Source organism: Streptomyces sp. NPDC052036, assembly GCF_040680495.1.
Taxonomy (GTDB): domain Bacteria; phylum Actinomycetota; class Actinomycetes; order Streptomycetales; family Streptomycetaceae; genus Streptomyces.
This window is the reverse complement of sequence record NZ_JBFAWW010000045.1, coordinates 37,349-64,184: the sequence shown is the minus strand read 5'-3', so window position 1 is coordinate 64,184 and position 26,836 is coordinate 37,349. Positions and strand designations below refer to the sequence as shown.

The following is a 26,836-nucleotide window of genomic DNA, read 5'->3' as shown; positions in this document are numbered from 1 at the left end:
CGACGCTCAGCGGTCAGGCCCCCACCCTCCGGATACCGCATCCCACCGGCATACCGCAGGGATCATGAACCGTCACCACCCCCGACGACAACCCGAAAACCTCAATAATCGAGGACGGCCACGATCCACTGTTCGTCCAGCAGCAGGTCGGCCATGACCACGCTTCCACCACCGCGATCTACACCTGTGTCTCCTCCGACTTCCGTACCCGCTCCCTGCGGCGCGTCCTGGACGCCACCATCGAGGCCGCTCTGCGGCCAGGAAGGACATCGTGATGCCACGCCAGATCAGCTACCGGTGGCGCCTGCGCGAGCTGATGGCAGCCCGCGGCATGTTCACTGTTGGAGAGTTGATGCCGCACCTGACCGAGCGCGGCATCACACTGTCCTCCTCCCAGGTCCACCGCCTGGTCTCCGGCACACCGGAACGCCTGTCGCTGCCCGTGCTGGCCACGCTCTGCGACATCCTCGACTGCACCCCGGCCGACTTGATCGCTACCTCGGCCCAGAACCTCCTGGTCCGCCGCGCGGCCGGCGAGGAGGCGCCAGTCGACCTGACTGCCCTCCGTCCCAAGCGGGTTCGGCTGACGCCCGAGGGGTGAGCGGTGACGCCAGAGGAGTACGAGCGGTGGATGGTCCGCGACTGCGCACGCTGCGGCCGCCGGGCCTCGAAGTCCGCCGAGTGGTCGGACGGTCCGATCTGCCGGACCTGCTACGAACGCGCGATGCGCGTCCGTGGCCGCTGCCCCTGCTGCGACACCGACCGGCTGCTGCCCGGACGGGACACCGGTGGCACACCGATCTGCCGGGATTGCGCGGGCATCGTCCGCGACTTCTTCTGCGATCGCTGCGGCTTCGAGGGGCTGCTGCTCGGCGGACGCCTCTGCGAGCACTGCACCCTCGCCGACACGCTCGCCCGCCTCCTCGACGATGGCACTGGCCGTGCTGCCCCTGAGCTCCTGCCGCTGGTCAAGATCCTTCTGGAGATGGACCGGCCCAAGAGCCGACTGATCTGGCTCCGCAACCCCAACGCCGTCCGTCTCCTCCAGGGCCTGGCCACCGGCAGCATCCTGCTCAGCCACGACGTGCTGCACCAGGAAACCCCCTGGCGAACCGTTACTCACCTGCGTGACCTGCTGAGGGACAGCGGTGTCCTCCCACGCGTCGACCGGCAGCTCATGCTCTACCAGCGGTGGTTGACCGAACGGCTCGCCACCATCGAGGAACCCGAACACCGTCAGCTTCTCCGGCACTTCGCCACCTGGCACCAGATGCGGCGCCTGCGGACTGAGGCGGAGAAGGAAGCGCTGGGACGCTCCCAGACCAACCACGCCAAGCAGGAAGTCACCCAGGCCGGTGCCTTCCTCGTATGGCTCGCCGGCCGAGGACGTGCCATCGGGCAGTGCCAGCAGGCCGACATCGACGCGTGGCACACCGAGAGCCTGGCAACCCGCCGTCCGTCCCAGTCATTCCTGCGGTGGTGCATGAAGACCGGCCGGATGCCCCGCCTCACCCTGCCGCCCACAGTCATCACCCAGGACCCGGAACCACTGCACCAGCACCGCCGGCTCACGATGCTCCGCCGGGTCCTCAATGACGACTCCTTGCCCCTGCGGGCCCGGGTCGCCGCCGCACTCGTTGTCCTCTACGCGCAACCCGTCAGCCGCATCGTCCGCCTCACCGTCGACGACGTCACCGACAACGGGATCACCGTCACCGTCCAGCTGGGAGACCCACCGTCCCCGCTCCCGGAGCCCGTCGCCGACCTGATGCGGGCCCACATCCAGTCCCGCCAGTACCTGCCCTACGCCAGCAACAGGAGCTCACAGTGGCTCTTCCCCGGCCGCCAGCCCGGACAGCCGATGAACCCGGTCAGCCTCCGAGTCCATCTGCGTGAGGTCGGCGTCCCTCCGCAGCGCGGCAGGACCTCCGCGATCCGCCAGCTCGTCCTCCAAGCCCCGGCCTCCGTCATCGCGAAGGCACTCGGCTATCACGACAAGACCGCCATCCGCCTGGTCACCGAAGCCGGCGGAACCTGGAGCCGATACGCCCCTGGTGACCACAAGCGGTGACCGCCGGGAGCGGTTCGACCGAGAACTCAGGCAACCGACGCCCGGAATGGATCAGTGGGAATGATCTCTGCCTCGTCGAAGAGCTGCTCCAAGGCGTCATGACCCTGGCGCCTGCGGAACTCGATCTCCGCGGTCGTCACAGGCAGGGTCCACAGGATGCGGGCGTGTCCTCCGGGCAGCGGGCAGTGTTCAAGATCAGGGCCGTGGAGATAGGGCAGGCTGATCAGCAGGTGGTCGCAGGCCGAACCCGGCACCCATGGTTCACCGATCGGCATGCTGTGCTCCAGGTCGAGCTGATGCCCTCCGCAGTGGTAATAGGCGATCATCGCCATGAGCTCGACGAACCGCTGGTCGCGGACATGGGCGGTCATGACGAACTCAAGCCCATGGCCGTCCTTCTCCATCGCGGCCCAGCACCCGACGGTCACATAGGCCCAGCTGTCGCTGCGGGGACCAGGTCGCACAACGAGAACGCGCAGATCGGGCACTACCTCTCGCCGTTCCGGCCCAAGTTCGCAATCGACGACCTCCAAGGAATGCCCCTCGAAGAACGCCCGAACATGGGACTCAACGGCCTCCGCGGCCATCAACCTCGCATCACTCACCGCGCGATCATCCCAGACCGCGGTCGACCGCCCCGGACCGCTCACACAGAGCCATTGAGCTGCGGCCATCAGCCGCGAATACGCCACACCTCAACATGCGAGCCCACCAGTCGTGTACCGCTGTACCGCTGTGCCCCAAGGCCGGATGACGCGGACGTCGGCGTCATTGCGCGCGCGATGAATGCCCGTAGCGACGGCAGCCGGACTGCGTCCATCAGGTTCAGGGGCGGGTGATCGATGGTGACTGTCGCCACTCCCTCCGAGACGTTGATCGTCATGGGGGGAGGTCGTTGTAGCTCATGGAGGGTTCCACTTCAGGGGGCTCGCGCTTGATCGCGCTGCCGGCCGGGGAAACGCAGCACGCTTCCCAGCGTCTCAGCTTGGCGCGCGTGCTTTCAGCGTGTCGCGAACGCGGTGTACAGCGGCGTTATGGAGCAGGACTACGTCACCGGAAATGTGGCGCTCATCGACGGCGGCAGCATCTCTCACACAGCGCGCAGGCCCCGGTCGGCGAAGGCGATCAGCCACTCGAAGCTCTCGTCGATGTCGGCGCTCCACTGGAAGGCGTTGTCCGCCTGCAACGTGGCGAAGCCGTGACACAGGCTGCGGAGCATGCGCAGGGCGTGGTCCACATCGGACTCCGCGATCTCGTAGCCGCGCAGGACCGCCATGAACGCGCCGAGCAGCCGCTGCCCCCCGGTGGCCAGCGGATCGTCCGGGCCGGACGGTTCCACACCGATCGTCGCGGCGTACCGGCCGGGGTGCTCCAGGACGTAGGCGCGGAAGGCGCGCGCCGCGGCCGCCAGGGCGTCGCGGCCCGCGTACCCCTGGACCGCGCCGCCGACGGCGTCGGCGGCCTCGCTCAACGCCAAAGCCGCGATGCGCCGGTTGAGGTCCTCCTGCCCGCCCACGTGCTTGTACAGGGACGGGGTCCGGACGCCCACCCGCTCGGCCAGCAAACCCATCGTCAGGTTGGCGAAGCCCACCTCGTCGGCGAGGGCGGCACCGACCGCGACCACGGCCGCCGGGTCCAGACCGGCCCTAGGCACGAGCGTCGGCCGATCGGAGGAAGGCGAGCATGAGGGAAACCACCTGGTCGGGGAACTGGTCGTGCGGGTAGTGCCCGGCACCCTCGATCATCTCAAGGCGACCGAGGCCGGACGGGAGGGCATCAACGATCGCCGAACCCTCGGCGCGCGGGTCGGCCCAGTCGGGGTCGAGCGTGCCCATCACGACCAGAACCGGGCAGCGGACGTTGCCGAGCTGCGCGCCGGCATCGGTCGGGGCGCTGCGGCCCATGCCCTGCAGGGCCTTCATCCGGCCCGGCTCGCGCAGCAGGGCGTCGATGCGGCCGAGCCGCTCGGCCCAGTCGGCCGGCTTCACCCCGGGGTAGGCAACGTCGAGGTACGAACGCCAGAGCGGCACGCTGCCGAACGCACCCGCGCCGAGGAGTCGCAGCATGCCCCGCCGGAAGCGCTTGACCCGCAGGTCGCCGAGGCGGATCGACTGCTTGCGGGTGAACGGCGCCAACTCGACAACCGCGGTGATCAGTGAGGGCTCCAGTGCCGCGGCGATCGTGGCGGCGCCGCCGGAGATCGAGTGGCCGACGAGGACGGCCGGGCCGCCCAGGTGGCGGATCACGGCGAGCAGGTCGTCGGCGATGGCAGTGCGGCTCCAGGCCCGCCAGTCGACGCTGGACTCGCCACTGCCGCGCAGATCGACCACGGCGACCCGATAGCCCGCCGCTACCAGCTGCGGGATCACGGCACGGTACGCGGCGCGGCTGTCGCCCATGCCGTGCGCGAGAACGATCAACGGGCCGGACCCCGCCACCTCGTAAGCGATCGTGCCGCCGTCGACGGCAAGGTACTCGGTCATGACATCCTCCAGCTTGGCTAACTGTGTTAGCCACAAGCTAATCTCATTATCCAAACCTGTCAACGACGAAATCCTCGGCACGGTCAGAAGAGACGGTGAAGCGCTGCGGAGGGGGGAGCCCCAGACTGGCTGCAGGTGTCCACTGCGGGCGTTCAGGTGAAGCGCCCAAGCCTGAGCTGCTCCATGCTCCGGGCGCTGCAGAACACCGGTAGGGCGTTCGTCCCCCCGCTGGCGTCTGGGATCACGGCAAGGGCATCGCCATCGCCGAGTCGCCCCCGATGAACCCGCCGCGGCTGACGGCGTGGCGCGGTTACCATCGCCGAGCGTGTCCGCAACGCGCCGGGTGTGCGTTCCTCGGTTGTGGCGCCGGCCGTGGTCTACGGTCACGGCTGCGGACTGCTGAACCTGGTCGCCGCCGGTCAGAGGACCGCCGAGAGCCCGACGCCAGTCCGAGCGGGACGAGCGTGAGTGCCAGGAGCATGAGCAGCCGGAGGCGCTGCCGGAGCCGAAGGCCAGTGCCGGCCGAGACGCCGACGAGAAGGGGCAGTCCGTTCGCGTCCGACAAGACGTGCATCTTGGAACCCGGCTTGCCGCAACATCAACGACTGCACGCGTTCGCCGTGCGCGCCTGGCCCGCCTGAGATCCGCTTTCAGCACTGCCGGGGTGACGCGGCGGTCAGACGGTCCACGCGTTCCTCGCCCCGACCCGTCGTGATCACCGTGTCGTTGACCTCGATGGCCAGCACGTGCGCGATACCGCGCTGCTCCAGCCAGAACCGGGAGTGGTTGACCTGCCCGTACACCTCGTCCGCGGTCACCCTCGCGAACGGCACTCCGGCATCGACGGCGCGCTGCACCATCCGCCGGAAGTGCTCGTTCAGTGAGTGTGGACCAGGCGCACACGGTGGGCCGTCTTCCCTGCATTTCTCCAATCCGGCGTGGTCCACGTCGGCCGTGGCGCCGGTCACTCCTTTGGTCGGCGTGACGGTGCAGGTGGCGCTGGGTGGGTCCTGCACATGGCCGCGATGGCGAGCCGCACGACCCGGGATGCCGACGGGACTGGCGTGCGACAGGTGCGCACCCCGGTCGTTTGCAAGAGTCCGGTCCGTGTTGTGTACTGTCTGGTACATAACCTGGCTGAACAGAGCAATGCCCCGAGCGGGGATTCCTGAGGCCGTCAGCGCTCGACAGCGCGGGCGGTGCAGGCTCGATCCGTTCTTCACCGTCAAGCCAGTTGGGCGAAGGGGTCGTGGCGTCGGCGGATGGCGGTTACCTCTGTGGCGCGGCGCGCCGTGCGGCAGCGAAGCCCCGAAGGCCCCTGCTGCTCACTTGCCCACTTCGTTCTCTCATCCACGCTTACTACGAGGAGGCACGTTCCATGCTCGCGATTCACCTCACCCAATTCGGGGAGCCGGAGACGAGCCTGAAGGTCGTGAATATTCCCGAGCCCCCGGCTCCTGCCGCGGGGCAGGCGCTGATCCAGGTCGAGTACGCCCCGCTCGACCACCATGATCTGCTCCTGACCCGGGGTCTCTATCCGGTTCGTCCCGAACTGCCTAGCGTCATCGGCAACGAGGGGGCCGGCACGGTCCTGGCGGTCGGACCGGATGTCAAGCACATCCGCCCCGGTGACACGGTTCTGTTGCCCTTCGGCACTTTTGCCTGGTCCGAACAGGTCCTGGCGGAAGCCGCGAAGCTGACCGCTGTGGACCAGTCCATCAGCCTTGACCGGGCGGCGATGCTCAGCATCAATCCCACCACCGCGGGTCTGCTGGTCGAGTCGCGTGACCTGCCGGCCGGTTCGTGGGTGGTGCAGAACGCGGCGAACGGTGGTGTTGGCCGGTCCGTTGTTGCCTTCGCCAAGGAGCGTGGGCTTCGCACGATCAACATCGTGCGCCGCCAGGAGCTGGTCACCGAACTTGAGGGTCTCGGCGCCGACATCGTGCTCGTCGACTCCCCGGACGTGGCCACGCACGTGCGTGCGGCCATTGGCGACGATCCGGTACTGCTGGGACTGGACGGCGTCAGCGGGAAGGCCACCTCACTGCTGCTGGATGTGCTGACCGACGGCGCCCTGTTGGTGATCTACGGCTACATGGGCGGCGAACCCTTCACTCCCGACCAGGGCGTACTGAAGGCGAAGAACATCACTACAACGGAGTTCTGGATGTACCAGGACAGGTACCTGCCCCGCCATCCGGCCCTGAGTGAGGAGGCGGAGCGGCTGGTCGTCGAGGGAAAGCTCGCGTTGCCGTCCGCCCCTGTTCGCAGGGCCGGGGACTTCTTCAAGGCCCTCGCGCACCTGCGGAAGAACGGCAAGGTGCTCCTGGACTTCAATCCTCATCGCGCGCAGGCGTCGTCACAGCCCGGTGCCGATGCGGCAGGCGGATGACCGGAGCCGGGGGATGGGCTCGGTGCCCGATCTCCGTAGCAGCCTCATTCGGTGCACCCGGGGGCCGGCCGTCGCCTGAGGCGCCGAACGTCAGGATGCACCGCACGGCTGGCACGCCCCCGCCGGTTGCAGCCCTGATTCGAATTATGTACTATTCAGTAAATAATGGGACAAAGGGTGGAGTAGCCAAAGTTTCCGTCGGCGACGAGGGTGCGGTTCCCTCTGCAGGTCTCCGCAGGCGTGAACACTCCGCCGGGTCGGCTGCACGAGCCGATGCCGGGCGGCGCGGCTCTCCCACACGATCAAGGAAGAACACGATGAGCACACAACGCACCATTGGTGTAGTGGGCGCAGGAGAGGTGGGGCAGGCGGTCGCCGACAAGGCCGTCCGCCACGGCCATGAGGTAGTCATCGGGAACCGTCGAGGTCCCGAGACCCTTGAAGCCTTCGTGGGCAGGCTGGGGCCGAAGGCCCGCGCGGTGACGGCCGAGGAGGCGGCGCAGCCGGAGCTTGTCTTCCTCGCGGTGCCGTTCTTCGCCGTGCCGGATCTGACCGACCTCACCGACTGGTCCGGGAAGATCGTCGTCGACACGACGAATCAGTTCGCCGCGGCCAACCCCTGGCGCGGGCGGTACGACGTCGGTGACCTCACGGGCAGCGAGTGGGTTGCCCGTCACCTTCCCGGTGCCCGGGTGGTGAAGGCACTCAACACCCTGTTCGCCCCGTTCATCGCCGCGGAGCCCCGGCGTCCCGAGGGACGGATGGTGGCCTTCTACGCGAGCGACGACGCCGACGCGAAGTCGGCCGTGGCCGGCTTGCTGGACCAATTCGGGTTCGCCGCCCTGGACCTCGGCGGTCTGCGTGAGGGCGGGCGGCTGATGCAACTGGACGGTGCACTCAGCGCAAAGCACCTGCTGCTGCAGGACGTCGCCTGACCCCTCAGTCAGGCGCCCCACCCATCAGTCGAAGGAGAAGAAGCATGAACCGTCGTGTCGTCCACACCCGTGGCGGGCCGCCCGCCGACGTCCTGACCGTCATCGAGGAGCCGGAGCCGGCAGCCCCCGGGCACGGCCAAGTCCTCATCCGCACCACGGCCTTCGCGATCCACCGCGGTGATCTCCTGGCCATCGAGTCCTTCCCAGGGGAAGCCGCAGAGCCGATGCCGACCGGCGTGGAGGCCACCGGAGTGGTGGAAGCGATCGGCCCGGGAACGCGCGTCGCGCCGGGCGTCGAGATTGGCGGCCGAGTGACGGTCTTCCTCCATCCGGGGGCATGGTCCCAGTGGATCACGGCGGATGCGGAGATGGTCGTAGCCGTTCCGGACGAGCTGTCGGACGAGGTCGCCGCGCAGATGATGGTGAACTCGCTCACCGCGGTGATGCTGCGTCGCGCAGCAGAGGAGCACCCGGCCTTCGGATACAACGGCATTCTGGTACAGACCGCCGCCGGATCGTCGGTCGGGCGACTGGTGACGGGCGTGTGCCAGTTCCACAACCTGCCGCTCGTCAATGTCGTCCGCAGCGACCGTGGCGCGGCCGAGCTGCGCAAGCGGTTCCCGGACGTGCCGGTCGTGGCGACGGAGCATTCGGGCTGGGCCGACGAGGTCCGCAGGGCAGCCGGCGGCCGTCCCGTGAGCGTGATCTTCGACCCGATCGGAGGCAAGCTCGTAGACGGCCTCCTGGACTTGTTGACGCCGGGCGGGAAGGCGGTCATATACGGGGAGCTCGCCGAGGAGCCGATGTCGGTGCACGCCGCGACGCTGTTGCACCAGGGGCTGACGCTTCAGGGCGCGACCCTCGGCCGGTGGCTGTCCGATGCCTCCGCCGAGAGACGGGCGTCCGACATCGCCACCGCTATGCAGATCGCGCTGGCGCTCACGGATCAGTTCGACGTGGCCGCCACATACAGCCTCGACGAACTGACCAGCGCTGTGGAGCACGCGGTACGCCCCGGCAAGGTCGGCGCAGTCCTCATCCGCCCCTGACAGCCGTCCCCGTCTGTACGCGACGTACAGTTGTCCCATGGCTCGGCCTCGACAGTTTGACGAAGAAGAGGTTGTGCGGGCTGCCCGCGACCAGTTCTGGTCTGTCGGCTACAGCGGCACCTCCGTGGACGACCTCAGCGCCGCAACGGGCCTGGGTCGAGGAAGTCTGTACAAAGCCTTCGGGGACAAGCACGCGCTGTTCCTGCGGGCTCTCGACAACTACACCAGCGACGTGCTGGAAACCTGGCGCACGGCTCTGGGCGGCCCCGGACCGGCCCTGCCCAAGCTGGAGCGGCACGTACACAATGTCGCCGAAGAGATCACCGGGGACGTGGACCGGCGCGGCTGCATGATGGCCAAGACCGCAGCAGAACTGTCGTCCGTCGACCAGGCCGTCGCCGAGCGCATCGCCGACGTTGTTCGCGGGCTGCACAGCACCCTGCGAGACTGCATCGCGCAGGCCCAGGCCGAGCACTCGATCAATGCCGATGCTGACGCGGACGGCCTGGCCAGCCTCCTCCTCGCCGTGCTGCGGGGCCTTGAAGCCCTGGGCAAGGCAGGAGCCACTCCGGAAGTCGTCAAAGGGGCCGCGGAGCAGACCTTGGCGCTGCTTCCCCGCGTCCCTACGGACGGCGGCGCCCCGGGTTCCACGTCCCCGTCTGAGGCCTGATTACCGCTGCGGTGTCACCAGGCGGCCGTCGCCCGCGCACGGTGGGCCGGCCTCCAGGGCTGCACGGGCCTCGGCCGGGTGGCTGTGTCACTTCGTCGGGGAGTCATCTGGAGGTGGTTCCGGGAGTCACCTCGCGTGGCTCAGCAAGATCAATGTCAGTGAGTCTTGATGTCACTGGCTCGCCTTGGGAGATGGGCGAGATGCGTGTTCGTCGTCGGCGAAGACGGTCGAGTTACAAGGCCGTTGCTGCCATGGTGTGCCGATGGACACGACACCGGATGGACGGCCTATCCCGCCCGCGCATGCTCACGAGCGCGCCATGCTGGAGGCATGGCTGGACTTTCACCGTGCGACTCTCGCCGTTAAGTGTTCGGGGCTCAAAGATGATCAATTACGGCTTGCTGCAGCGTCACCCTCGTCGATGACGCTGCTCGGTCTCGTTCAGCACGCGGCTGAGGTGGAACGCAACTGGTTCCAGCGTGTTTTCGTAGGTCAGGATGTTCCGCCAGTCTTCGGGGAGAGCAACCTCGGCTTTGCGCTCCAGCCGGAACGAGGGCTCGACGAGGCGATGGCTGCGTGGCAAGCGGAGGTCGCCCGAGGCCGTGAGCTGATCGCTGACGCATCGCTGGACGACTCCGGCCGCCTGTCCGAACAGCAAGCGGGTCACGTCCGCGATCAGGGGGTCTCCCTTCGCTGGATCATGGTGCACATGATCGAGGAATACGCACGTCACAACGGTGATGCCGATCTCATCCGCGAGCAGATCGACGGAGCTACCGGCGCATGAGACGTGCTTGCGCGGTCGGAAGCACCGCGCAAGCATCCGACTCCGGCTCTCAGTCGGCGGCGGTCTGCTCGGCCAGGTCATTGGTGTGGGCGAGGCGGTAGGACTCGGTGCCGGTCTGGATGATGGCGCCGTTGAAGGTGAGGCGGTCGACAATGACCGCGCAGAGCCCGGGGATCGATGAAGGTCTTCGTCCAGCCGCTGAAGGACTCGTTGGAAGCGATGGCGACGCTGTTCTTCTCCTCGCGTTCGGTCACTATCTGGAACAACAGTTCAGCGCCCCGCCGGTCCAGTTCCCTGTAGCCGAGCTCGTGGTCCGGCAGCACTCGGAAAGAGACTGGACGCAAGATCGTGGATCGGCCATGATCCCGGCGTGCACATACCGAGACGACACGCCGAGCTCCTCGCCGCAACCTTCCTGACGGCAGTGCTGGCCGGCTGCTCAACGCCACGCTCCCAGCCTTCGCCGGCGGCCACGGGCTCGGCGGCTTCATCTCCGTCGGCCCCCGCAACCCCCTCCTCGATCCTGGGCGCACCTGCGTCTGGTGCGGGAGCACAGCTCATGGCCACCATCCTGCCGGTACCGGCAGGCGCGCATGCCTGGACCGACCGCAACGGCGCGCTGGACTTGGACGGCTTCGCCCACGGGCTCTTCGCCGCGGACAACGTCTCGCGGGAGAAGGCCGTGCTCGTACGCCGACGCTTCGTCGCGGCCGCGCGGCAGGGCTGGATCAGTACCGATGGAAGCCAGACCGACATCTTCCTCGTTCGGTTCGCCGCACCCGGCGGCGCCGAGAGCATGTACAAGTCCATGGCACACACCTGGCAGACCAGCAGCAAGCCGCACCAGCAGACCTTCGCGGACCCGGCGGACCACGCCACCGGATCCGTCATCAGAACCCTCGACAACCTCGGCAACGCCGGTGTCAAACTGATCAGCGTCCGCCACGACTTGTTCGTCTACATCCACTACTTCACCGCCGCGACCCCCGATCGCAGCGGGGCACAGAATCTCCTCCATCGCCAACTCGACGGCCTCGACAAGTAGGAGGCGACCCGTCGCCCCCGCCGCCGGCCAGGCGGGCGGCAGGTGGCCAGGTCGGTGCCCCTCAGTAGGCCGACTGGTCTTACAGGCGTTCGTGGGTGCCCCCACGGCGTGACGGTTCGTAGGGGGTGGGCTCGCCTGGCGTTGGTGCGGGCCCTCGCCTGTCCCGGACGTCACCTGCGGCGATGCTCCAAGATTCCGTCCGCGCCTCGTCCACGAACCCCCTGTTCCGCCTTCCGGGCCGGAACCATCGAGCAGTCGGAGGTCTTGACGGCGTGGCGCGGCGCGGGCCGGAGATCACTCCCGGCCCGCGCTTTGTCGGTCGGTCGTCAGCCGCCGGTCGTCAGCCGAGCAGCTTGCTCGCCAGTGTCGCGGCGTTGTACGAGCCCCAGCCGGTGGTGAAGTCCCAGCCGGTGGCCGCGGAGTAGGCGCCGTTGCTGCCGCTGGTGATGTCGTGGAAGCCGGTGCCGCTCGCCGAGTAGAGGGCGGGGTTGGCGAAGCCGAGGTTGGCCTTGCCGGCCGCAGCGGCCTGCTGGTTGTACAGCGCGGCAAACGCCGCCCACTCGGGCGCGGCGGCGCTGGTGCCGCCGACCGAGCTCCAGGAGCCTTGCGAGTAGATCGAGACCCCGGGGCTGGGGTTGGCGTGGGCCGAGACGTCCGGCACCTGGCGGTAGCCGCCGCCGGCACTCTTCTGCACCGCGGTCTGCCAGCTGGGGATCTTGAAGACGGAGGACTTGCCGCCACCGCCTCCGGACCAGGCCACCTCGCTGCTCCAGGCGTTGGACGACGTGACGGTCAGCTTGGTGCCGCCGACACCGGTGACGTACGGGTCGCTGGCCGGGTAGTCGACGGAGGTGCCGCCGTCGCCCGCGTCGTCGGAGCCGTCGTCGCCGGAGGCCGCGTAGAAGCCGAGTCCCTCGGAGGCGCCCGCCTTGAAGACGGCGTCGACCGCGTTGATGTTGGAGGTGGTGCGGGCGCTCTCGGCGGCACCCCAGCTGATCGAGGTGGTCGGGATGCCGCTGTCGACGATGGCCTGGTAGGTGTCGACCTCGCCCGCGTCGGAGTTGGGGCCCCCGAAGACGGTGACGTTCGCCTTGGGGGCGATGGCGTGCAGGACCTCGATGTCCAGCTCGACCTCGACCTGGCCGTCGCCGAGCGAGCCCGAGCCGCCGTCCACCTTCTGCACGGTCGGGGTGGGCGAGCCCAGGCTGTAGTGGTTGTCGTACGCAGTGATGTTGGACTGCTGGAAGCCGTCGAACTCGAGCAGCGCGATCTTCTGGCCGCTGCCGGTGTACGTACCGGAGACGTTGTAGCCGCCCTTGAGCTGGGCGGGGGTGTACCCGCCGCCCGGGCCGTTGTGCGGGTGGACGGTGGACGGCGTGGCCTGGTGGTGCAGCTGGACGCGGTTGTTGAGGCCCGCCACGTCGCTGACGAGAGAGGCGATGGTGGTCGGCAGCGTCGGCGCGCTGTCGTTGGCGTAGAAGGAGCGCCCCGTCTTGGCGTCCTTCCAGGTCGACAGCTTGGTACCGAAGGCCTTCTCCAGCTGGGCGGCGGTGCCGCTGGCGTCGACCAGCAGGTTGCCCGAGTGAACGGTCCCGACGGTCAGGCCCTGGGAGTGCAGGTAGTCCTTCAACTGCTTGACCTCGGCGTCGGTCCGGCCGAAACGGGCCGCGAACTGGCGCTTCGTCAGGTAGTGGCCGTAGGAACTCGACCGCGGGTCGCTGACCTTGGCGACGAAGGTGTCAAGTGCTGAGCCACCTCTGGGCGTCAGACTGACCGCCACCGATATCCGCTTTCCGGCCGCGACGCCTCCGGCGCGGGCCGCGGTCTGCCTCAGGCCCGGCAGGACATCGCCGGCGAGGGCGGCACGGGTCGCGTGCGGCTGCGAGGCGTTCGCGGCATACGCGGCGGGGACGACCGCGGTGACCAGGGCCGGGGCGGCGACCAGACCGAGCAGTTTCAGACGTGACTTCACTGAAGTCCTCCGGGGAGTGGGGGAGTTGTTCCTGAGGCGGAACGGCTTCACCGTAGGAAGATCGGCCCCACCCCCATAAGCGGGGGAACCCTTGCTTTACCTGTTAACAGCCGATGTCACGTCAACGGCGTGTGTCGTCAGCACGGCGGGTCTGGGTACGGCTGGGCTGACTCATCATCACGCCAGGCTCCGATAGCTTCACTTGGCCGCCGTCGCCGGAGTCGGCAATCGCTGCCCCGGAGGTGATGAGGGCGACCGCCATCGCGTGGGCGAGCGCGGTGCGCGAGCGGACCCCGACCTTGCGGTAGATCCGCGACAGGGCCCCTTCCACCGTCTTGACGCTGATGAACAGCTTCGCGGCGACTTCCCGGTTGGTGGCCCCGCCCCCGACCAACTCGGCGATCCTGGCCTCCGTGGGCGTGAGTTCGGGCCCGCCCGCGCCCGCCTCACCGCTCCGGTCTCCGGCGTCCAGCCGGGACAGCTCGTCGCGGGCCCGCGCTGCCAGCGGAGCGGCGCCGATGCGTGTGGCGGTCTCCAGCGCCTCGCCGAGAACCGCTCGCGCCGCGCTCCTGCGGCGCGAGCGGCGCTCGACCGCGCCGAGCGCGATCAGGGTGCGCACCAGGTCCATAGGCAAGGGGAGTTGGCGCAGACGGTCCACGGCGGCACGCAGCCGCGCCGCCCCCTCCTTCGCCCGGCCGGTCCCCGCCTCCCGCAGCCCCTCCGCCCGCTCCAGAGCCGCCAGCACGCTGCCGGGCGTATGGCCGGTCACACGGGCGTAGGCCTCACGGACGACTGCCCCGGCCTCGTCCGTCTCCCCGAGGAGGATCAGGGCTTCGGCCAGGTCGCCGTACCAGTGCAGCAAGGGTGGGTCGGCGGCGCACATGGCAGCCCCGAGCTCTCTGGCGCGCTGCAACGCCTCGACCGCCGACGCCGCCCCCTGTGGGTCGCCCGCGAGCAGTTCGGCCTGCCCGAGCACGGCCAGCGCGCGCAGCAGGAAGAGCCGGTCGCCGTCGGCTTCGGAGGCGCGTACCGCCTGCTCGGCCAGCTGCCGGGCCTCCTCGGCGGTGCCGCCAGCGGTAGCCGCCAGCGCGGCCGCGTACAGTGCGGGAGCCGCCTGGGCCTGGGCACGCGAGCAGCGCGCCGCGGTGTGCAGTGCCTCGCGGCAGTGTCCCGCCCGCACCTGGATCCGGGTCAGTGACACCAGGGTCGCCATGACCTCCTCGACCCCGGCGAACTCACCGATATCAGCAAGGAGTTCGACGACTTGCTCCCCGGCCTCGGTCACCCTGTCTGAATCCAGGGCGAGGATCGCCCGCATCCGGATCAGCCGCCAACTCTGCGGACCGCCGTCGGCGCCCCCCGCCAGGGTGAGCGCTTCCTCCAGCGCGACGTCCGCCGCGACCGGTTCGCCGCCCAGGGACCGCACCCGGGCGAGAGTGGCGAGTGCCCCGATCCGGGTCTCCGTGTCACCTGCCACGGCCGCCTGCCGGGCAGCGCGCCCGGCATGCCGGGCCGCCTCCTCCAACTCCCCGCACAGCAGGCCGCGTACGGCCGCCCAGTGGTGCAGCCACGCCTCGGCCTCCGGATCGCCGTCGGCGTCCCGGAGGCCCTTTTGGATCAGTGTATGGGCACCCTCCAGCGCTTGCCCGGCGTTGCGCAGCAGGACCAGCCGGGCCCGCACCCGCCGGCGTGCCGACCCCGATTCGGCGAGGACGGTCTCGGCGGCGTCACCCGCCTCCTCCAGTCGTCCGGCGTCGCACGCGTACTCGGCCGCAGCCAGCAGCCGGTCGGCCCGGTCCGCGGAGCGGTCGCCGGGCGTGCGGCGGGCGGCGAGCCCGGCCAGTTCGCAAGCGGTGCCGAGCGCGCCGTCGCGGCGCGCGCACTCCGCCGCGGCCATCAGGGTGCGGGCGGTGTCCTCGTCCTCGTGCGGGCGGGCGTGAGCGAGATGGCGGGCTTGCTCGACAGGCTCGGTGATCGCGCGGGCCAGCAGCGCATGTGCCTCCCGGCGGCTGTTCGCCGGGGCGTCGGCGTAGACGGCGGCCCGGAGCAGCGGATGCCGGAATCGTATGGTTCCGCAGGCGTCGGTCGTCGCGACGCCGAGCCGTTCGGCCTCCGCCAGGTCCGCGGCGGGTTCGGGGAGCCCGGCGGCACGCAGCAGGGTGAGGCTGGGGCGGGCGGCGGCGCTCGTGACCAGCAGAGTGCGCCGCACCTTCTCCGGCAGCGTGCGTGCCTGGTCCAGCACCAAAGTGCGCAGTCTTCGGGGCACCGGCAGCGTCGGACCGAAGGCGACGGATGCCGGACTCCGCAGGGCCGCTCGCCCCAACTCCAGTGCGTACAGCGGGTTGCCGGCGGCGGTGTCCTGGATCGCACGCAGCATCTCCGGCGGCAGGTCGGCGCCGATGCCGGCGGACACGAGATCGGCCACCTCGTCGTCCGTCAGCGGCGGCACCGGAAGTTCGGTGGTGCCCGGCGGGCAGCAACGCAGCCGCTCGGGCTGTTCACCGTCCGCCACCCGCTCGGCGGCCACCACCCGTACGTTCAGGCCGCCCAGGCGGCGTACGGCGAAGGCGAGCGCCTCGGCGGTGAGCTCATCGAGCCACTGCAGGTCGTCGAGGACCAGCACGACGGGGCCGGTGGCGGCCAGGGCCCGCAGCACGTCGAGGACGGCGACGCGCACCGCGAGACGGCTGCGGCCGTCTGCCGGTTCCGGGCCGTGCAGCAGGGCTGCCCTCAGCGCCGCTCGCGGCTCGGGCGCGAGAGTCTCCAGGAGGCTCTCCGGCACCTCGGCGAACAGGTCGATGAGCCCGACGAACGGGAGCCGGGCGTCCTCCTCTGCGGGCGAGCAGTGCAGCACAGTGCCGACCGTCGGGGCATGCGCCCCCAAGGACGCCATGAGGGCTGCTGCGAGCGTGGACTTGCCGATCCCCGTGGGGCCGTGGAAGAGCACTCCGGGACGGGCCGTCAGTTCGGCCCGGGCGGCGTCGAGCAGCGCGCGGCGCCCGGTCAGTGACCGTGCTCCCATTGCAGTCGCCCATCCTTAGCCCTGGGGTGGCACCCGCGGTCTTCGTGCGTGATCCGTCCAGTGACGGGTTGCACCCGGCACCGAGGGCGGAACCATCGGTACGGCCAGCGCGGCAGGTCCCAGGACGGTGGATCATGTGTTCATGACAACTCGCATGGTTCCGCTTGTCAATGACGGCTGTCACGCGTCCTGTTGACCATGTCCCTCTCTGGCCGTCGGCCGGAGCGGGGCCGCGCGTGGCCGGAACCGGCACCGCGTACCGGGACCGTGCGGAACAAGGCCGAGGTCACGCGACGGGCCCGTACGCCTCGGCATCGGCGAAGTGATGACCGTCGGTGAACGGTTCACAGGTGAGGATTTCCAGCCGCAGGTTCATTGGCCGGCCCCGTGCAACTGCGCGGTGTCGGGCCGCCAGCCCAGCTCCGGCGCGATCAAGTGCCGGACATCGTGCAGGATCTGCTCGTACTCCTCCCGCCGGAACTCGTACGGCAGCTCCAGGCGAAGCTCCGACACCGCCGAGAGCACGGGATCCGCGGCCAGTTGCTCCAGGATCTGCTCCGCGGTCCCGACCACGTCCGGGGCGAACAGGATCCGCTTCGGGTCCACCGCTGTCATGGTCCGGGGTTTCAGGGTGCGCTCGCGCCGACTGACCTCGTAGTCCCGGTAGCGGGCCCGGGTGGCCGCGTCGGCGCTGTCGAACGGCACGATCACCCGCCCCGGCGCCACCCTCGTCCGCCGGTCGGCGGGGAGGATCCGTCGGTACTCGGAGAGCAGGTTCAACTGGGCCGTGGTGAAATCGTCGGTGTTCTCGCCGGAGACGATGTTGCCGGACAGCAGGTTCAACCCGTTCTCGGCGGCCCAGCGGATCGAGCGCAGGCTGCCTCCGCCGTACCAGATCCGGTCCACCAGGCCGGGGTTGTGGGGTTGCAGCCGCGGCCGCTGGGTGTTGCCGGGCGAGTGGATCACGGTGTCCGGGCCCCCGAGACGGTCGCCGCGCAGGTTGTCGACGAGGCGGGCGATCCTGCCGTACGACAGGTCGAAGCTGCGCCAGTCCCCGTCGTACACAAGATCGCCGAGCAGCTCGGCGTGCGGCATGCCGGTGCTGAGGCCGACCTGAAGGCGGCCGCGGGACAGTACGTCGGCCAGCGACAGGTCCTCGGCCAGGCGGAACGGGCTCTCGTATCCGATCGGGATGACCGCGGTCCCCAGCTCGACCCGTTCGGTGCGCTGGCCGGCCGCGGCGAGGAAAACCGCGGCCGAACCGACACCGTGCTCCAGATGGCGTTGCCGGATCCAGGCGCCGTCGAAGCCCAGCCGTTCGCCGTACTCGAACAGCTGCAGCGTCTCTTCCAGGCCGGTGTACGGGTCGTCGTCGTCGAAGTTGCCCGGGGTGAGAAAGGCCAGTGAGGTGATCTCGGGACTGCTCATGCGGTGTGTGTCCTCAGGTCGTGGTCGTCTCGGTGGTGGGCCTGGGCGGAGACGGCGGGCCGGCTGCTGCGGGGGTCGGCCGTGCAGGCCGGCGGCACCGGGAGAGGGCAAGAACAGATACCCGCGCTTGGGGAGATCGTCGGTGACCCCGCCGGACTCTTACCTGGAGCCCCACCAGACTGCGCCCGTCACGCGGACGGCTCGCGCAGTCTGGCGAGCAGTTGGTCGCCGATACGGCCGATCTCCTGCTGGTACGGGGTGTCGGACAGAACGAAGTGCGTGATGCCGAGCTTGCGGTAGTTCTCCAGCGCGGTGGAGACATCGTCGGCGGAGCCGACCAGCCAGGTGGTCGCCGCTCCGGCACCGCCGAACCTGCCCGGGGTGGTGTACAGGCAGGTGTCGAGCACTTCCCCGCGCTCGGCGAGTTCGACGAGCCGCCGCTGTCCCACGGCCGTGCCGCGGTTTCCCGTCCAGGTGGCGCCTTCGCCCGCGTCGGCCGCCATCTTCGCGACCTTCTGCTCGGCCGCGCGCCATGCATCCTCGGTGGTGTCACGCACTACTGTCGTGATCCGCAGCCCGAACTCCAGCGGCTTGTGCCGCCGGTCCACCTGTCGGCTCAACGTCCTGAGCCGATCGATGCGTTCGGCGAGCCCGTCCAGCGGCTCGCCCCAGAAGAGCTGGACGTCGGCCTCGGCGGCCGACACCCGTTCGGCGGCCTCGGACGCGCCACCGAAGTAGAGCGTCGGATGTGCCCGCTCGCCGGTGGTGTACGGGCGCGGCGCGACCGTGGAGGCGGTGACCTGGTAGTGCTCGCCGTGGAAGGTGACGTCATCCTCGGTCCACAACCGCCGCACCAGATGCAGAAACTCCTGCGTACGGGCGTACCGCCGGGCCGGGTCTGTACTCGTGTCCCCGTACGCGGCCGGGTTGTCCAGCCCGCTGACGATGTTCACCAGGACGCGTCCGCGGCTGAGTTGGTCCAGCGTCGCGGCCGCGCCCGCGAAGTTGGCCGGATGCCAGTAGCCGGGCCGAACCGCGATCAACGGTTTGAACGTCGTGGTCCGGGACGCCAGCGCCGTGGCGACGGTGAACGTGTCCGGGCGCCCCCATCCCGTGCCCAACAGGGCGCCGCCCCAGCCGTGTTTCTCCGCGGCGCGGGCGAGGTCGGTCGAGTACTCGATGGACCCCCAGCCGGTGGTGGTGTCGTCGCCGCGGTGGCCCGGCTCGACGGTGTTGGGGATGTACCAGAGAAATTCCAGGCTCATCGTGCTTCCCATCGCTGCTTGGCGGTGCCGGCCCGACGCTCGGCGCGGGCCGGCTGGGGGAGTGGGGGAGTGGGGCGTCGGAAGGCGCACGGTGGGCGGACGGGGCGGGCCGCGATCCGGGCGATCCGGGCTGACCACACCTCGGGGCCCAGGTCCTGGACCACGCCGCGTGCCGTGCTCGCCATGGGCGGATCCGATCCGCTGTTGGTCCTCGGCGGTCAGCCCGCCTGCCGGCGTTCGGGCGCGGACCGGTGGGTGAGGGGTTCGCGCAGCCCGAGGTGCTCGCGCAGCGTGGTACCGGTGTATTCGGTGCGGTACACGCCGCGTTCCTGAAGTTCCGGGACGAGGAGGTCGACGATGTCGTCGAGTCCGTCCGGGATCAGGTACGGCGTGACGTTGAAGCCGTCGATCGCGCCGTGCCGCACGAAGTGAGCGAACTTGTCGGCCAGGCCGGACGGAGTGCCGACGTGCCCGCGCTGCGGGCCGAGCGCGATGACGGTCTCGCGCAACGACCATCCGTGCGCCTCTGCCTTCGCACGCCATTCGGCCACGACCGCATGCGGGTCGGCGATACGCCGGGCACCGAAGGAGCCGTCGTTCTCGGCGACGACCGGATCCTCCTTCGGCAGCGGCCCGTCGGCGTCGCGGTCGGACAGGTCGATGCCCCACAGCAGCCCGGCGGTCCCCAACGCCGTGGCGGGGGTGACCTGTTGCAGCCGGATCCAGCGCTTCTTGTCCAGGGCCTCTTCCTCGGTCGCGCCGAGGATGATCTCCGTGCCGGGCAGGATGCGCAGGTCGTCGTCGGGCCGCCCGACCGCCCGCAGCCGACGCCGGATGTCCTCGGCGAAGGCCACCGCGTCGTCGAAAGCGTTGCCGTGTGCGGAGAAGATGACGTCGGCGTTGCGGGCGGCGAAGTCGCGTCCCTCGCCGGAGTCCCCGGCCTGGAAGATGACGGGGTGGCCCTGGGCACTGCGCGGCAGGGTCGGCGCGAGGTCGACGTCGAACTGCGGCCCACGATGGCGGACTTGCCGTACGGCGCCGGGTGCCGACCAGGCGGGCGCGCCCGCGGAGTGGGCGACGGCTCCGTCCTCCCAGCCGTCCCACAGGGCACGGGCCACCGTGAGGAACTCCTCGGCGCGCCGGTAGCGGTCGGCGTGGTCGAGGTAGCCGCCCCGACGGAAGTTCGCACCGGTCCAGGCGTTGTCCGTGGTCACGACGTTCCAGCCGGCACGGCCCTCGGACAGCAGGTCGAGTCCGGAGAGGCGGCGGGCGAGATCGGAGGGCTCGTTGAAGGTGGAGTTGGAGGTGCTGACCAGGCCGATCCGGCGCGTGACGGCGGCCAGCGCGGCGAGCTGGGTGATGGCGTCCGGCCGCCCGGCCACGTCGAGATCGTGGATTCGGCCGTCGACCTCGCGCAGCCGGAGTCCCTCGCCGAGGAAGAACGCGTCGAACAGGCCTCGTTCGGCGGTCTGGACGACACGGCGGAAGGACGTGGGGTCGATCTGGGAGCCGCTCTCGGGGGCGGACCAGATGGTCCAGTGATTGACGCCCTGGAAGAACACCCCGAAGTGGAGTTGGGCGTGCGGCCGGGGGACGTCGAGGGGGTCGGTGCGGGTCATCGGGTTTCCTCCAGGGCGGCCGCGGCGGCGAAGCGGTTGGCGGGGCGTCCCAGCCCCAGGGTCGAACGAAGGGACGTGCCGGGCAGCGGGCGGGCGAGGAGGCGCCGCTCGACGAGGGCGGGGAGGACGAGGCGGGCCAGGACGGGCAGGTCCTCGTCCAGCACCAGCGGATGCAGCCGTACGCCGTCCACGGAGCCGCTCAACTCCAGAAGCACCGCGACCAGTTGTTCGGCGGTGCCGATGTGGCGCAGCCTCCCCCGGTCGGTCCACGGCGCGTGCCGTTCCAGGTCGGCGACGCGCTGCTCGGCCGTGGCGTCCGGGGTGTCCAGTGCGACCTCGACCTCCGCGAAGACACGGGGCGTACCGGCGGCAGCGGCGGCCGTGGTGACTGCCGTGAGGTCGCGGCCCTCGACGAGAGCGACGTCGAGCTGCGCGGCGGGAACCCGGTCCGGTCGGCCCAGGACGACGAGCTGCCCCTGGGGCGGGCGCGGCACGATCGCCGGTCCCTTGACGGCGTAGGTCTCCCCGGTGAAGTCGATGAAGTGGAGTCGTTCGCGGTCGAGGTAGCGGCTGGTGGCCACGGACCGGATGACCGCGTCGTCCTCCCAGGAGTCCCACAGGGCGCGCACCACCTCCACGCCGTCGCGGGACTCCCTGGCCCGCGCGGTGGCGTCGGCGACCAGGGGGCGCCCCCAGACGCGGGCCGCATCAGGACGGTTCTCCTCCGTCACCACCCATCCGGCGCGGCCGACGGAGATGTGGTCCAGGGACGCCAACTGGCTGGAGACGTGGAAGGGTTCGGCGTAGGTGACCGGAATGACGGGGGCGATCCCGATGGTGCTCGTGGACGCCGCGACGAAGGCCGCACGTTCCACCGCGCCGATACGGCCCACGGGGTCCGGTGGGGCTCCGGGCGGCAGCACGCCGTCATCCAGGGTGATCAGGGTGAAGCCGGCGTTCTCGGCGACGGCGGCGACCCGGGCCACACGCCGGGGGGTGAGCAACTGGTCGGGGGAGTGGGCGGCGCGGCGCCAGGCCGCGGGGTGGGCGCCCTCGCCGTCGATCTCGACGGCGAGGTGCAGAGCGGGGCCGGACATGGGCGTTCCTTCCGAGAACACGAGGACTCGCGGCCACAAGGCTGCGACACGACGGCCGGCGGGACCGGGCCGGCAGGGTCAGACGTGTACGGAAGGACAGACGGCGGACGAGGTGCGGCAGTAGTCGACATGCCGCCGGGTGATCAGCCGCGCACCAGTGCACGCACCGTGCGGCGCCGCGCCAGGTACGTGCATCGAAGGCCTCCACCCGTCCGGGACTTGCGAGTTCAACGTACGTCGTCCGCCCCTGCGAGTGTCAAGGGCATTCGATGCGGCCCACACCTGCCGAGGTACAGCCGGGCGGTGGCTACAGGACGTCCGGTTGGCGATCGGCGCCACCGATGTGCAGGGGATGGTCGCCGGTTGTCCGGTGCGACGGCCGATGTCGCTCACACGGCGCCTCGTCCTGCGATGTCGAGCACCGTCTTCCCGTCGGTGTCTCCGGCCTCGAAGCGTCCGTGGACCTGCGCGACCTCCGCCCACGGGACGACGGCGGGACGGTCGTGGGGAAGCGCTCCGGAGGCGAGTGCGGACAGGGCCCTGGACAGGTGGTCGCCGATCGTGGCAGCGGAGCGGCGGGCTACGTCACCGATGTTGTATCCGGCGATGGCGCGGCTGTTCTTCCACAGGTCCCACACGTCGGCGGTCCAGTCCGCGTGGCGTCCGAGGTCCCCGTAGACGACGACCCGACCGAAAGGGGAAAGTGCCTGGAGACTCGCCCGCCGCACCGGTCCGCCGACCGGATCCAGCACCAGGTCCACCCCGCGACCCGCGGTGGCCTCCTGGACCGCGTCCGCGAAGCCTTCACGGATGAACAGCGCGTCGTAGCCCAGGGCGGCGGCCTGCTCTGCTTTCTCCAGGGATCCCACGGTGCCGAAGACTCGGCTCGCGCCGAGCGTACGTGCGATTCGCGCCGCGGCCGAGCCTACTCCGCCGGCTGCGGCGTGGATCAAGACGGTCTCGCCGTCGCGGATCCGTCCCGCGTCCGCCAGCACCCCGTAGGCCGTCGGATACACGCAGGGCACTCCCGCCGCGGATGCCAACGGGAGGCCGCGCACCGGCCGGACGAAGTCCGCGTCGGCCACGGCGAACTCGGCATAGCCTCCGAAAGCCGGCAGGTAGGCGGCGACCTGCTCGCCGACCGGCGGCCCAGGCGCCCCGCTGCCGAGCGCGACGACGGTTCCCGAGACCTCCAGCCCCGGAACGTCGTAGCCGCCGGGACCGTCGGGCTCGCCGAACTCACCCCGCCGGTGCTGCACCTCCGCGAAGTTCACCCCGGCGTATGCGACCTCGATCAACACCTGGCCCGGACCGGGCGCGGGTGTGGGCACCCGGATCTCCTCCAGGACCTCGGTGCCGCCGTTCGACTTGAATCCGTATGCCCGCATGTGGCGCTCCCCTTCCCTCTCAACCGTTGTGCCGGACCGGAAGCGGAGTGCCCCAACCCGCCGCGAAGAAGCTCTCCGCCAGGGGACGTCGCCCGCGGGAGGCGGTCTCGCGGTCGCGCAGTTCCCGGGGCAGCAGATCCGCCGGGGCCAGGGCCCCCACCGCGGTGACGGAAAGCGGCTGGTAGCCCTCCGGGATGCCCAGTGACGTACGCAGCTGTGCGGGGTCAAAGCCGCCCATCTGGTGGGCGTGCAGCCCCAGGGCGTGTGCCTGTACGACCAGTTGGGCCACCGCGAGACCGGTGTCGTATGCGGCGCCGTGACGTGGCGTGCCGTCCGCGAGGCGCTCCTCGGCCACCGCCGCGATCAGCAACGAACTGTGCGCCGCCCAGAGCCGGTTGCCAGGGACCAGAGTGGAGAGGATCCGCCGGTACGCCGTTTCGTCGCGCCGGCCGACCAGGAAGCGCCACGGCTGTGTGTTGCGGGCGGAGGGAGCCCAGCGGGCCGCCTCCAGCAGTGAGAGGAACTGCTCGTCGCTGATCGTGTGGGTCGCGTCGAACGAGCGAGGACTCCAGCGATCGGCGAGCAGCGGATGGACGGCCACGGCGGTGTCCGAGGTGGGAGGAGACATGCTCGGTGCCTTTCATCGACGGGTGAAGTGCGCGAGGCCTGTCATGCCGTCAGCTCATGGACGGCGAAGCCACAGCCCTGTTCTGTCTCGATCAGGACGACGGTGGCAGGTGCGGGGCCCGCAGGACCGCGGGGCGGTGGCAGGATGCCGGGGAGCGCGGCGTCAGCGCCCGGCGGAACAGGCCGTGGTCGTGACGCGCACGTAGTCGACGTGGCGGCGGCTGACGAGCACGGTCATGCAATCAGCAAAGCACACCCGTCACGAACTGCGCCAGTGATCACCGTTCTCCATCTCGGCATGTGTGCGTGCGGCCTCCATGTCCACTCACCGAGGGATGGCTGGGTGTGCCGTGAGGGCCACAACGCCTCGTCACCGGCTGCGGTTTGCACGTCGCCGTCGTCGATGCGCCCGGTCACGGCGATCGGCCGCGCACGGCGTACGACGAGCAGGAGATTGCCGCTCTGTTCAAGGCGAGGGAGGCGGGCGAGCCGGAAGGCCCGATCGTCGTCCGCTACAACGCCCACCTGGCGGAGCGCGCCGTGCCCGAGTGGCAGGCGACCCTGGATGCCCTCCAGGAACTGCCGGAGATCGGCGCCGACGGTCCGGTCGGCTATTTCGGTCTGAACATGGGCACCGCGATCGGGGTGCCGTTCGTGGCGGCTGATTCCAGGATCACCGCCGCGGTCCTCGGTCTCCACTGGCCCGATGCTTTGGCGGAGACGGCGAAGCAGATCACCATCCCGATCGAGTTCGACATGCAGTGGGACGACGAGCACATCCCGCGCGAGGCCGGTCTCGCGCTGTTCGACGCCTTCGCCTCGAAGGAGAAGACGTTGCACGCCAACGCGGGCAGGCACAAGGAGCTGCCCAGGTTCGAGGCCGACAGCGCGGTGCGGTTCTTCGGTCGGCACTTCGGCCGGGCGGTCACGGCGTCGGCCTGACATGAGCGGTTACGGCGTCCCGCTCGCCGGCCGGGCGCCGCTGCCGCCGACCCGGGCTGACACTGCGCATGGGGTGTCACAGATGTGGGGCGTGCCCTGTCTTCACTGTGAAGCAGGTTGTGTGCGTCCGGACATGGTCGTGTGTTCCGGGCACGGTGACGGAGGTGTGCCACGGTGTTGGAGAGGGATTCAGTGGGCGGAGCCCACGGCCACGGGGGCTCGGACGGGGTCGGGCCCAGGATGCTGGCGGATGTGACGCCGCCGTTCATTCCGGAGGGTGCCTCGGGGATGACCGTTGTGGTCGAGTGGCCTCCCGGTCACCCCGGGACTCCTCCGCATCGGCACTCGGGGCCGTGTTTCGGCTACGTGATCGAGGGTGCGGTGCGGTTCGAGCTCGAGGGGGAGCCGGAGCGTGTGATCAAGGCGGGCGAGCCGTTGTTCGAGCCGGGCGGTGACGTGATCCACTATCAGAACGGCAATGCTCTGTCGGATGCTCCGACCAGGTTCGTGGTGACGATGCTGTGTGCACCGGGCCAGCCGATGCTGACGCTGGTCGACGAGGAGGAGCTGGAGCAACGGGCGCACCTGCGTGCCCCGCGGCCTTCCGCTGACTGAGTCGCGGGCCGGAGAGGGGGGCGGAGCCGGGGTCCCGCGCTGATCGTGTGGACCGCCGGCAACGCCTCGAACCCGGTCGTGCACAACCGCATGGATCGGCCGGTCGACGAGCGTGGCCTGATCATGGCCCGCTCCGATCTTCGCGTGGGCACCGACAGCGAGACCTCGGAGCGCAAGATCCGCGTTCTGGGCGCCTGGCTCACCGCTGCCCTGTTCGGCCGGGATCTGGTCTCCCTGGCCTCTGTACAGCACCCGCGGGACGCCTTCGTCACGAGCGGCGAGGCGCAGGGCCTCAGCGCCGGCCGGGCGGGTGAGGAGACGGCCGTATGAGCACCATCGGTCTGTAGCTTCCAGGTTTCGGCGACGCTGTGGTCCCCGTTCTGTCACGGACAAGAGGCGGTCCCGGTCAATGGAGTAGACGCAGCGAAGCAACGGAGGCCAAAGGATCATGTACCTCGAACAGTCCCCCACGACACGCCACGACCTTGACGAGGCTGTTTCTGTCTTCGTGCAGCACCGGAGGCGTCTCTTCGGGATCGCCTACCGCATGCTCGGCAGCGTGGTCGAGGCCGAGGACGTGGTCCAGGAGGTGTGGCTGCGTTGGCAGAGGACCGACCGCTCGGTGGTGGCCAACCCGGCGGCCTTCCTGTCGAGCACCACGACCCGCTTGGCGATCAATGTCGCGCAGTCGGCGCGCGTGCGTCGGGAGACCTACGTCGGACCCTGGCTGCCGGAGCCCATCGACACGAGCTCCGACCCGGAGGTGGGCGCGCAGCGCGCGGAGGCCCTGGAGCTGGCTCTGCTGCTGGTGCTGGAGAAGCTGACCCCCACCGAGCGCGCCGCATACGTCCTGCGCGAGGCGTTCGACTATTCCTACGCCGAGATCGCCGGAATCCTCGAACTCAGCCTCGTCAATGTGCGGAAGATCGTGAGCCGTGCTCGCCGGCATCTGCTGGACGAGCAGAGGGAGAGCGTGGACGCGGCCGAGCACCGACGTCTCCTCGATGCCTTCGTCTCAGCAGCTCAAACGGGGGATGTGGCGGCGCTGGAGGCCCTTCTCACCCCTGATTGCGTGAGTGTGGCCGATGGCAACGGCGTGCGGGGCTGCGCTCGCGTACCGGTGCTGGGTCGTGCCCGTGTGGCCAGGCTCTCGGCCTTTGGGCGGTACTGGCGGGGAGCGGAGGGCAGGCTGGTCGACGCCAACGGCGGCACGGGAGCGGTGATCAGCCAGGATGGCCGCCCCCTCGCTTTCATGACCGTAGCCGCCTCGAAGGATGGCATCTACCAGATGATGTGGGTGATGAGTCCGAGCAAGATCGCCGCGTTCCTCGACTCGCGTTCCCGCTTCGCGACTGCCTCCGGCCCTGTGCCGGGCGGTGTGTGACTGCAACAGTGTGACGATTTCCGCCGCAGTCACAGGCCCCGGCTC

23 protein-coding genes and 3 pseudogenes are annotated in these 26,836 nt (G+C 69.9%); 12 read left to right on the top strand and 14 right to left on the bottom strand.

Annotated features, from left to right (window positions below):
* Nucleotides 1–274 precede the first annotated feature (274 nt).
* Nucleotides 275–601, top strand: a complete 327-nt coding sequence (locus AB0L95_RS36540; RefSeq protein WP_365169796.1) for a helix-turn-helix transcriptional regulator — start codon at nt 275–277, stop codon at nt 599–601.
* 3 nt (nt 602–604) lie between these two features.
* Nucleotides 605–2,071: a hypothetical protein gene (locus AB0L95_RS36535; protein ID WP_365169794.1), complete on the top strand. Its 1,467-nt coding sequence runs from the start codon at nt 605–607 to the stop codon at nt 2,069–2,071.
* A 26-nt stretch (nt 2,072–2,097) separates the two neighbouring features.
* On the opposite strand, the gene AB0L95_RS36530 is transcribed toward AB0L95_RS36535, so the two are convergent.
* From AB0L95_RS36530 to AB0L95_RS36510, 5 genes are all read right to left on the bottom strand, one after another.
* Nucleotides 2,098–2,676 carry a suppressor of fused domain protein gene (locus AB0L95_RS36530; RefSeq protein ID WP_365169791.1) on the bottom strand — a complete coding sequence of 193 codons (579 nt, stop codon included), beginning with the start codon at nt 2,674–2,676 and terminating at the stop codon, nt 2,098–2,100.
* Nucleotides 2,677–2,744: 68 nt separating this feature from the next.
* Nucleotides 2,745–2,954 carry a hypothetical protein gene (locus tag AB0L95_RS36525; protein ID WP_365169788.1) on the bottom strand — a complete coding sequence of 70 codons (210 nt, stop codon included), beginning with the start codon at nt 2,952–2,954 and terminating at the stop codon, nt 2,745–2,747.
* A 207-nt stretch (nt 2,955–3,161) separates the two neighbouring features.
* Nucleotides 3,162–3,695, bottom strand: coding sequence for a TetR/AcrR family transcriptional regulator (locus AB0L95_RS36520; RefSeq protein WP_365169802.1), 534 nt, complete (start codon nt 3,693–3,695; stop codon nt 3,162–3,164).
* A 22-nt stretch (nt 3,696–3,717) separates the two neighbouring features.
* Complete coding sequence (locus AB0L95_RS36515; protein ID WP_365169785.1) at nt 3,718–4,554, bottom strand: alpha/beta hydrolase; 837 nt, start codon at nt 4,552–4,554, stop codon at nt 3,718–3,720.
* Between the two features lie 650 nt (nt 4,555–5,204).
* Nucleotides 5,205–5,414: a hypothetical protein gene (locus AB0L95_RS36510; protein WP_365169782.1), complete on the bottom strand. Its 210-nt coding sequence runs from the start codon at nt 5,412–5,414 to the stop codon at nt 5,205–5,207.
* Nucleotides 5,415–5,803: 389 nt separating this feature from the next.
* On the opposite strand from AB0L95_RS36510, the gene AB0L95_RS36505 reads away from it, so the two are divergent.
* The 5 genes from AB0L95_RS36505 to AB0L95_RS36485 all read left to right on the top strand — a co-directional run bounded on the left by AB0L95_RS36505 (nt 5,804) and on the right by AB0L95_RS36485 (nt 10,387).
* Nucleotides 5,804–6,946 (top strand): zinc-dependent alcohol dehydrogenase family protein, encoded by a 1,143-nt coding sequence (locus AB0L95_RS36505; protein ID WP_365169779.1) that lies wholly within the window; start codon nt 5,804–5,806, stop codon nt 6,944–6,946.
* Between the two features lie 317 nt (nt 6,947–7,263).
* Nucleotides 7,264–7,881 (top strand): NADPH-dependent F420 reductase, encoded by a 618-nt coding sequence (locus AB0L95_RS36500; protein ID WP_365169776.1) that lies wholly within the window; start codon nt 7,264–7,266, stop codon nt 7,879–7,881.
* A 44-nt stretch (nt 7,882–7,925) separates the two neighbouring features.
* Nucleotides 7,926–8,930, top strand: coding sequence for a zinc-binding dehydrogenase (locus AB0L95_RS36495; RefSeq protein ID WP_365169773.1), 1,005 nt, complete (start codon nt 7,926–7,928; stop codon nt 8,928–8,930).
* A gap of 37 nt (nt 8,931–8,967) precedes the next feature.
* Entirely contained in the window at nt 8,968–9,600 is a 633-nt protein-coding gene (locus AB0L95_RS36490; RefSeq protein ID WP_365169770.1) for a TetR/AcrR family transcriptional regulator, read from the top strand.
* Nucleotides 9,601–9,862: 262 nt separating this feature from the next.
* Nucleotides 9,863–10,387, top strand: a complete 525-nt coding sequence (locus AB0L95_RS36485) for a DinB family protein (RefSeq protein WP_365169767.1) — start codon at nt 9,863–9,865, stop codon at nt 10,385–10,387.
* Nucleotides 10,388–10,436: 49 nt separating this feature from the next.
* Here AB0L95_RS36485 and AB0L95_RS36480 read toward each other — a convergent pair.
* Nucleotides 10,437–10,695: pseudogene (locus AB0L95_RS36480) on the bottom strand (ATP-binding protein); the annotation flags it as partial.
* Nucleotides 10,696–10,946: 251 nt separating this feature from the next.
* Between AB0L95_RS36480 and AB0L95_RS36475 the strand changes: the two are divergent.
* Nucleotides 10,947–11,432 carry a hypothetical protein gene (locus AB0L95_RS36475; protein WP_365169764.1) on the top strand — a complete coding sequence of 162 codons (486 nt, stop codon included), beginning with the start codon at nt 10,947–10,949 and terminating at the stop codon, nt 11,430–11,432.
* Nucleotides 11,433–11,772: 340 nt separating this feature from the next.
* Here the strand turns inward: AB0L95_RS36475 and AB0L95_RS36470 are convergent, their stop codons facing one another.
* The 8 genes from AB0L95_RS36470 to AB0L95_RS36435 all read right to left on the bottom strand — a co-directional run bounded on the left by AB0L95_RS36470 (nt 11,773) and on the right by AB0L95_RS36435 (nt 23,851).
* Nucleotides 11,773–13,404 carry a S53 family peptidase gene (locus AB0L95_RS36470; protein ID WP_365169762.1) on the bottom strand — a complete coding sequence of 544 codons (1,632 nt, stop codon included), beginning with the start codon at nt 13,402–13,404 and terminating at the stop codon, nt 11,773–11,775.
* A gap of 121 nt (nt 13,405–13,525) precedes the next feature.
* Nucleotides 13,526–16,426, bottom strand: a complete 2,901-nt coding sequence (locus AB0L95_RS36465; protein WP_365169759.1) for an AAA family ATPase — start codon at nt 16,424–16,426, stop codon at nt 13,526–13,528.
* Nucleotides 16,427–16,798: 372 nt separating this feature from the next.
* Nucleotides 16,799–17,854, bottom strand: coding sequence for an LLM class flavin-dependent oxidoreductase (locus tag AB0L95_RS36460; RefSeq protein ID WP_365169756.1), 1,056 nt, complete (start codon nt 17,852–17,854; stop codon nt 16,799–16,801).
* Between the two features lie 188 nt (nt 17,855–18,042).
* Entirely contained in the window at nt 18,043–19,119 is a 1,077-nt protein-coding gene (locus tag AB0L95_RS36455) for an LLM class flavin-dependent oxidoreductase (protein WP_365169753.1), read from the bottom strand.
* 218 nt (nt 19,120–19,337) lie between these two features.
* The gene (locus AB0L95_RS36450; RefSeq protein WP_365169750.1) at nt 19,338–20,738 is read right to left on the bottom strand and encodes an NtaA/DmoA family FMN-dependent monooxygenase; all 1,401 of its coding nucleotides are present in this window, start codon (nt 20,736–20,738) and stop codon (nt 19,338–19,340) included.
* A complete protein-coding gene (locus tag AB0L95_RS36445) occupies nt 20,735–21,835 on the bottom strand; it encodes an LLM class flavin-dependent oxidoreductase (protein WP_365169747.1) in 1,101 nt (366 codons plus the stop codon). The genes AB0L95_RS36450 and AB0L95_RS36445 overlap by 4 nt, the downstream gene beginning before the upstream one ends.
* A gap of 389 nt (nt 21,836–22,224) precedes the next feature.
* Complete coding sequence (locus AB0L95_RS36440) at nt 22,225–23,223, bottom strand: zinc-binding dehydrogenase (RefSeq protein WP_365169744.1); 999 nt, start codon at nt 23,221–23,223, stop codon at nt 22,225–22,227.
* A 19-nt stretch (nt 23,224–23,242) separates the two neighbouring features.
* Nucleotides 23,243–23,851 (bottom strand): nitroreductase family protein, encoded by a 609-nt coding sequence (locus tag AB0L95_RS36435; RefSeq protein WP_365169741.1) that lies wholly within the window; start codon nt 23,849–23,851, stop codon nt 23,243–23,245.
* Nucleotides 23,852–24,216: 365 nt separating this feature from the next.
* Here AB0L95_RS36435 and AB0L95_RS36430 point away from each other — a divergent pair.
* From AB0L95_RS36430 to AB0L95_RS36415, 4 genes and pseudogenes are all read left to right on the top strand, one after another.
* A pseudogene (locus AB0L95_RS36430) lies at nt 24,217–24,792 on the top strand (alpha/beta hydrolase); the annotation flags it as partial.
* 240 nt (nt 24,793–25,032) lie between these two features.
* A complete protein-coding gene (locus AB0L95_RS36425; RefSeq protein ID WP_365169738.1) occupies nt 25,033–25,407 on the top strand; it encodes a cupin domain-containing protein in 375 nt (124 codons plus the stop codon).
* A gap of 39 nt (nt 25,408–25,446) precedes the next feature.
* A pseudogene (locus AB0L95_RS36420) lies at nt 25,447–25,737 on the top strand (hypothetical protein); the annotation flags it as partial.
* Nucleotides 25,738–25,855: 118 nt separating this feature from the next.
* A complete protein-coding gene (locus AB0L95_RS36415) occupies nt 25,856–26,791 on the top strand; it encodes a sigma-70 family RNA polymerase sigma factor (protein WP_365169735.1) in 936 nt (311 codons plus the stop codon).
* Nucleotides 26,792–26,836 lie beyond the last annotated feature (45 nt).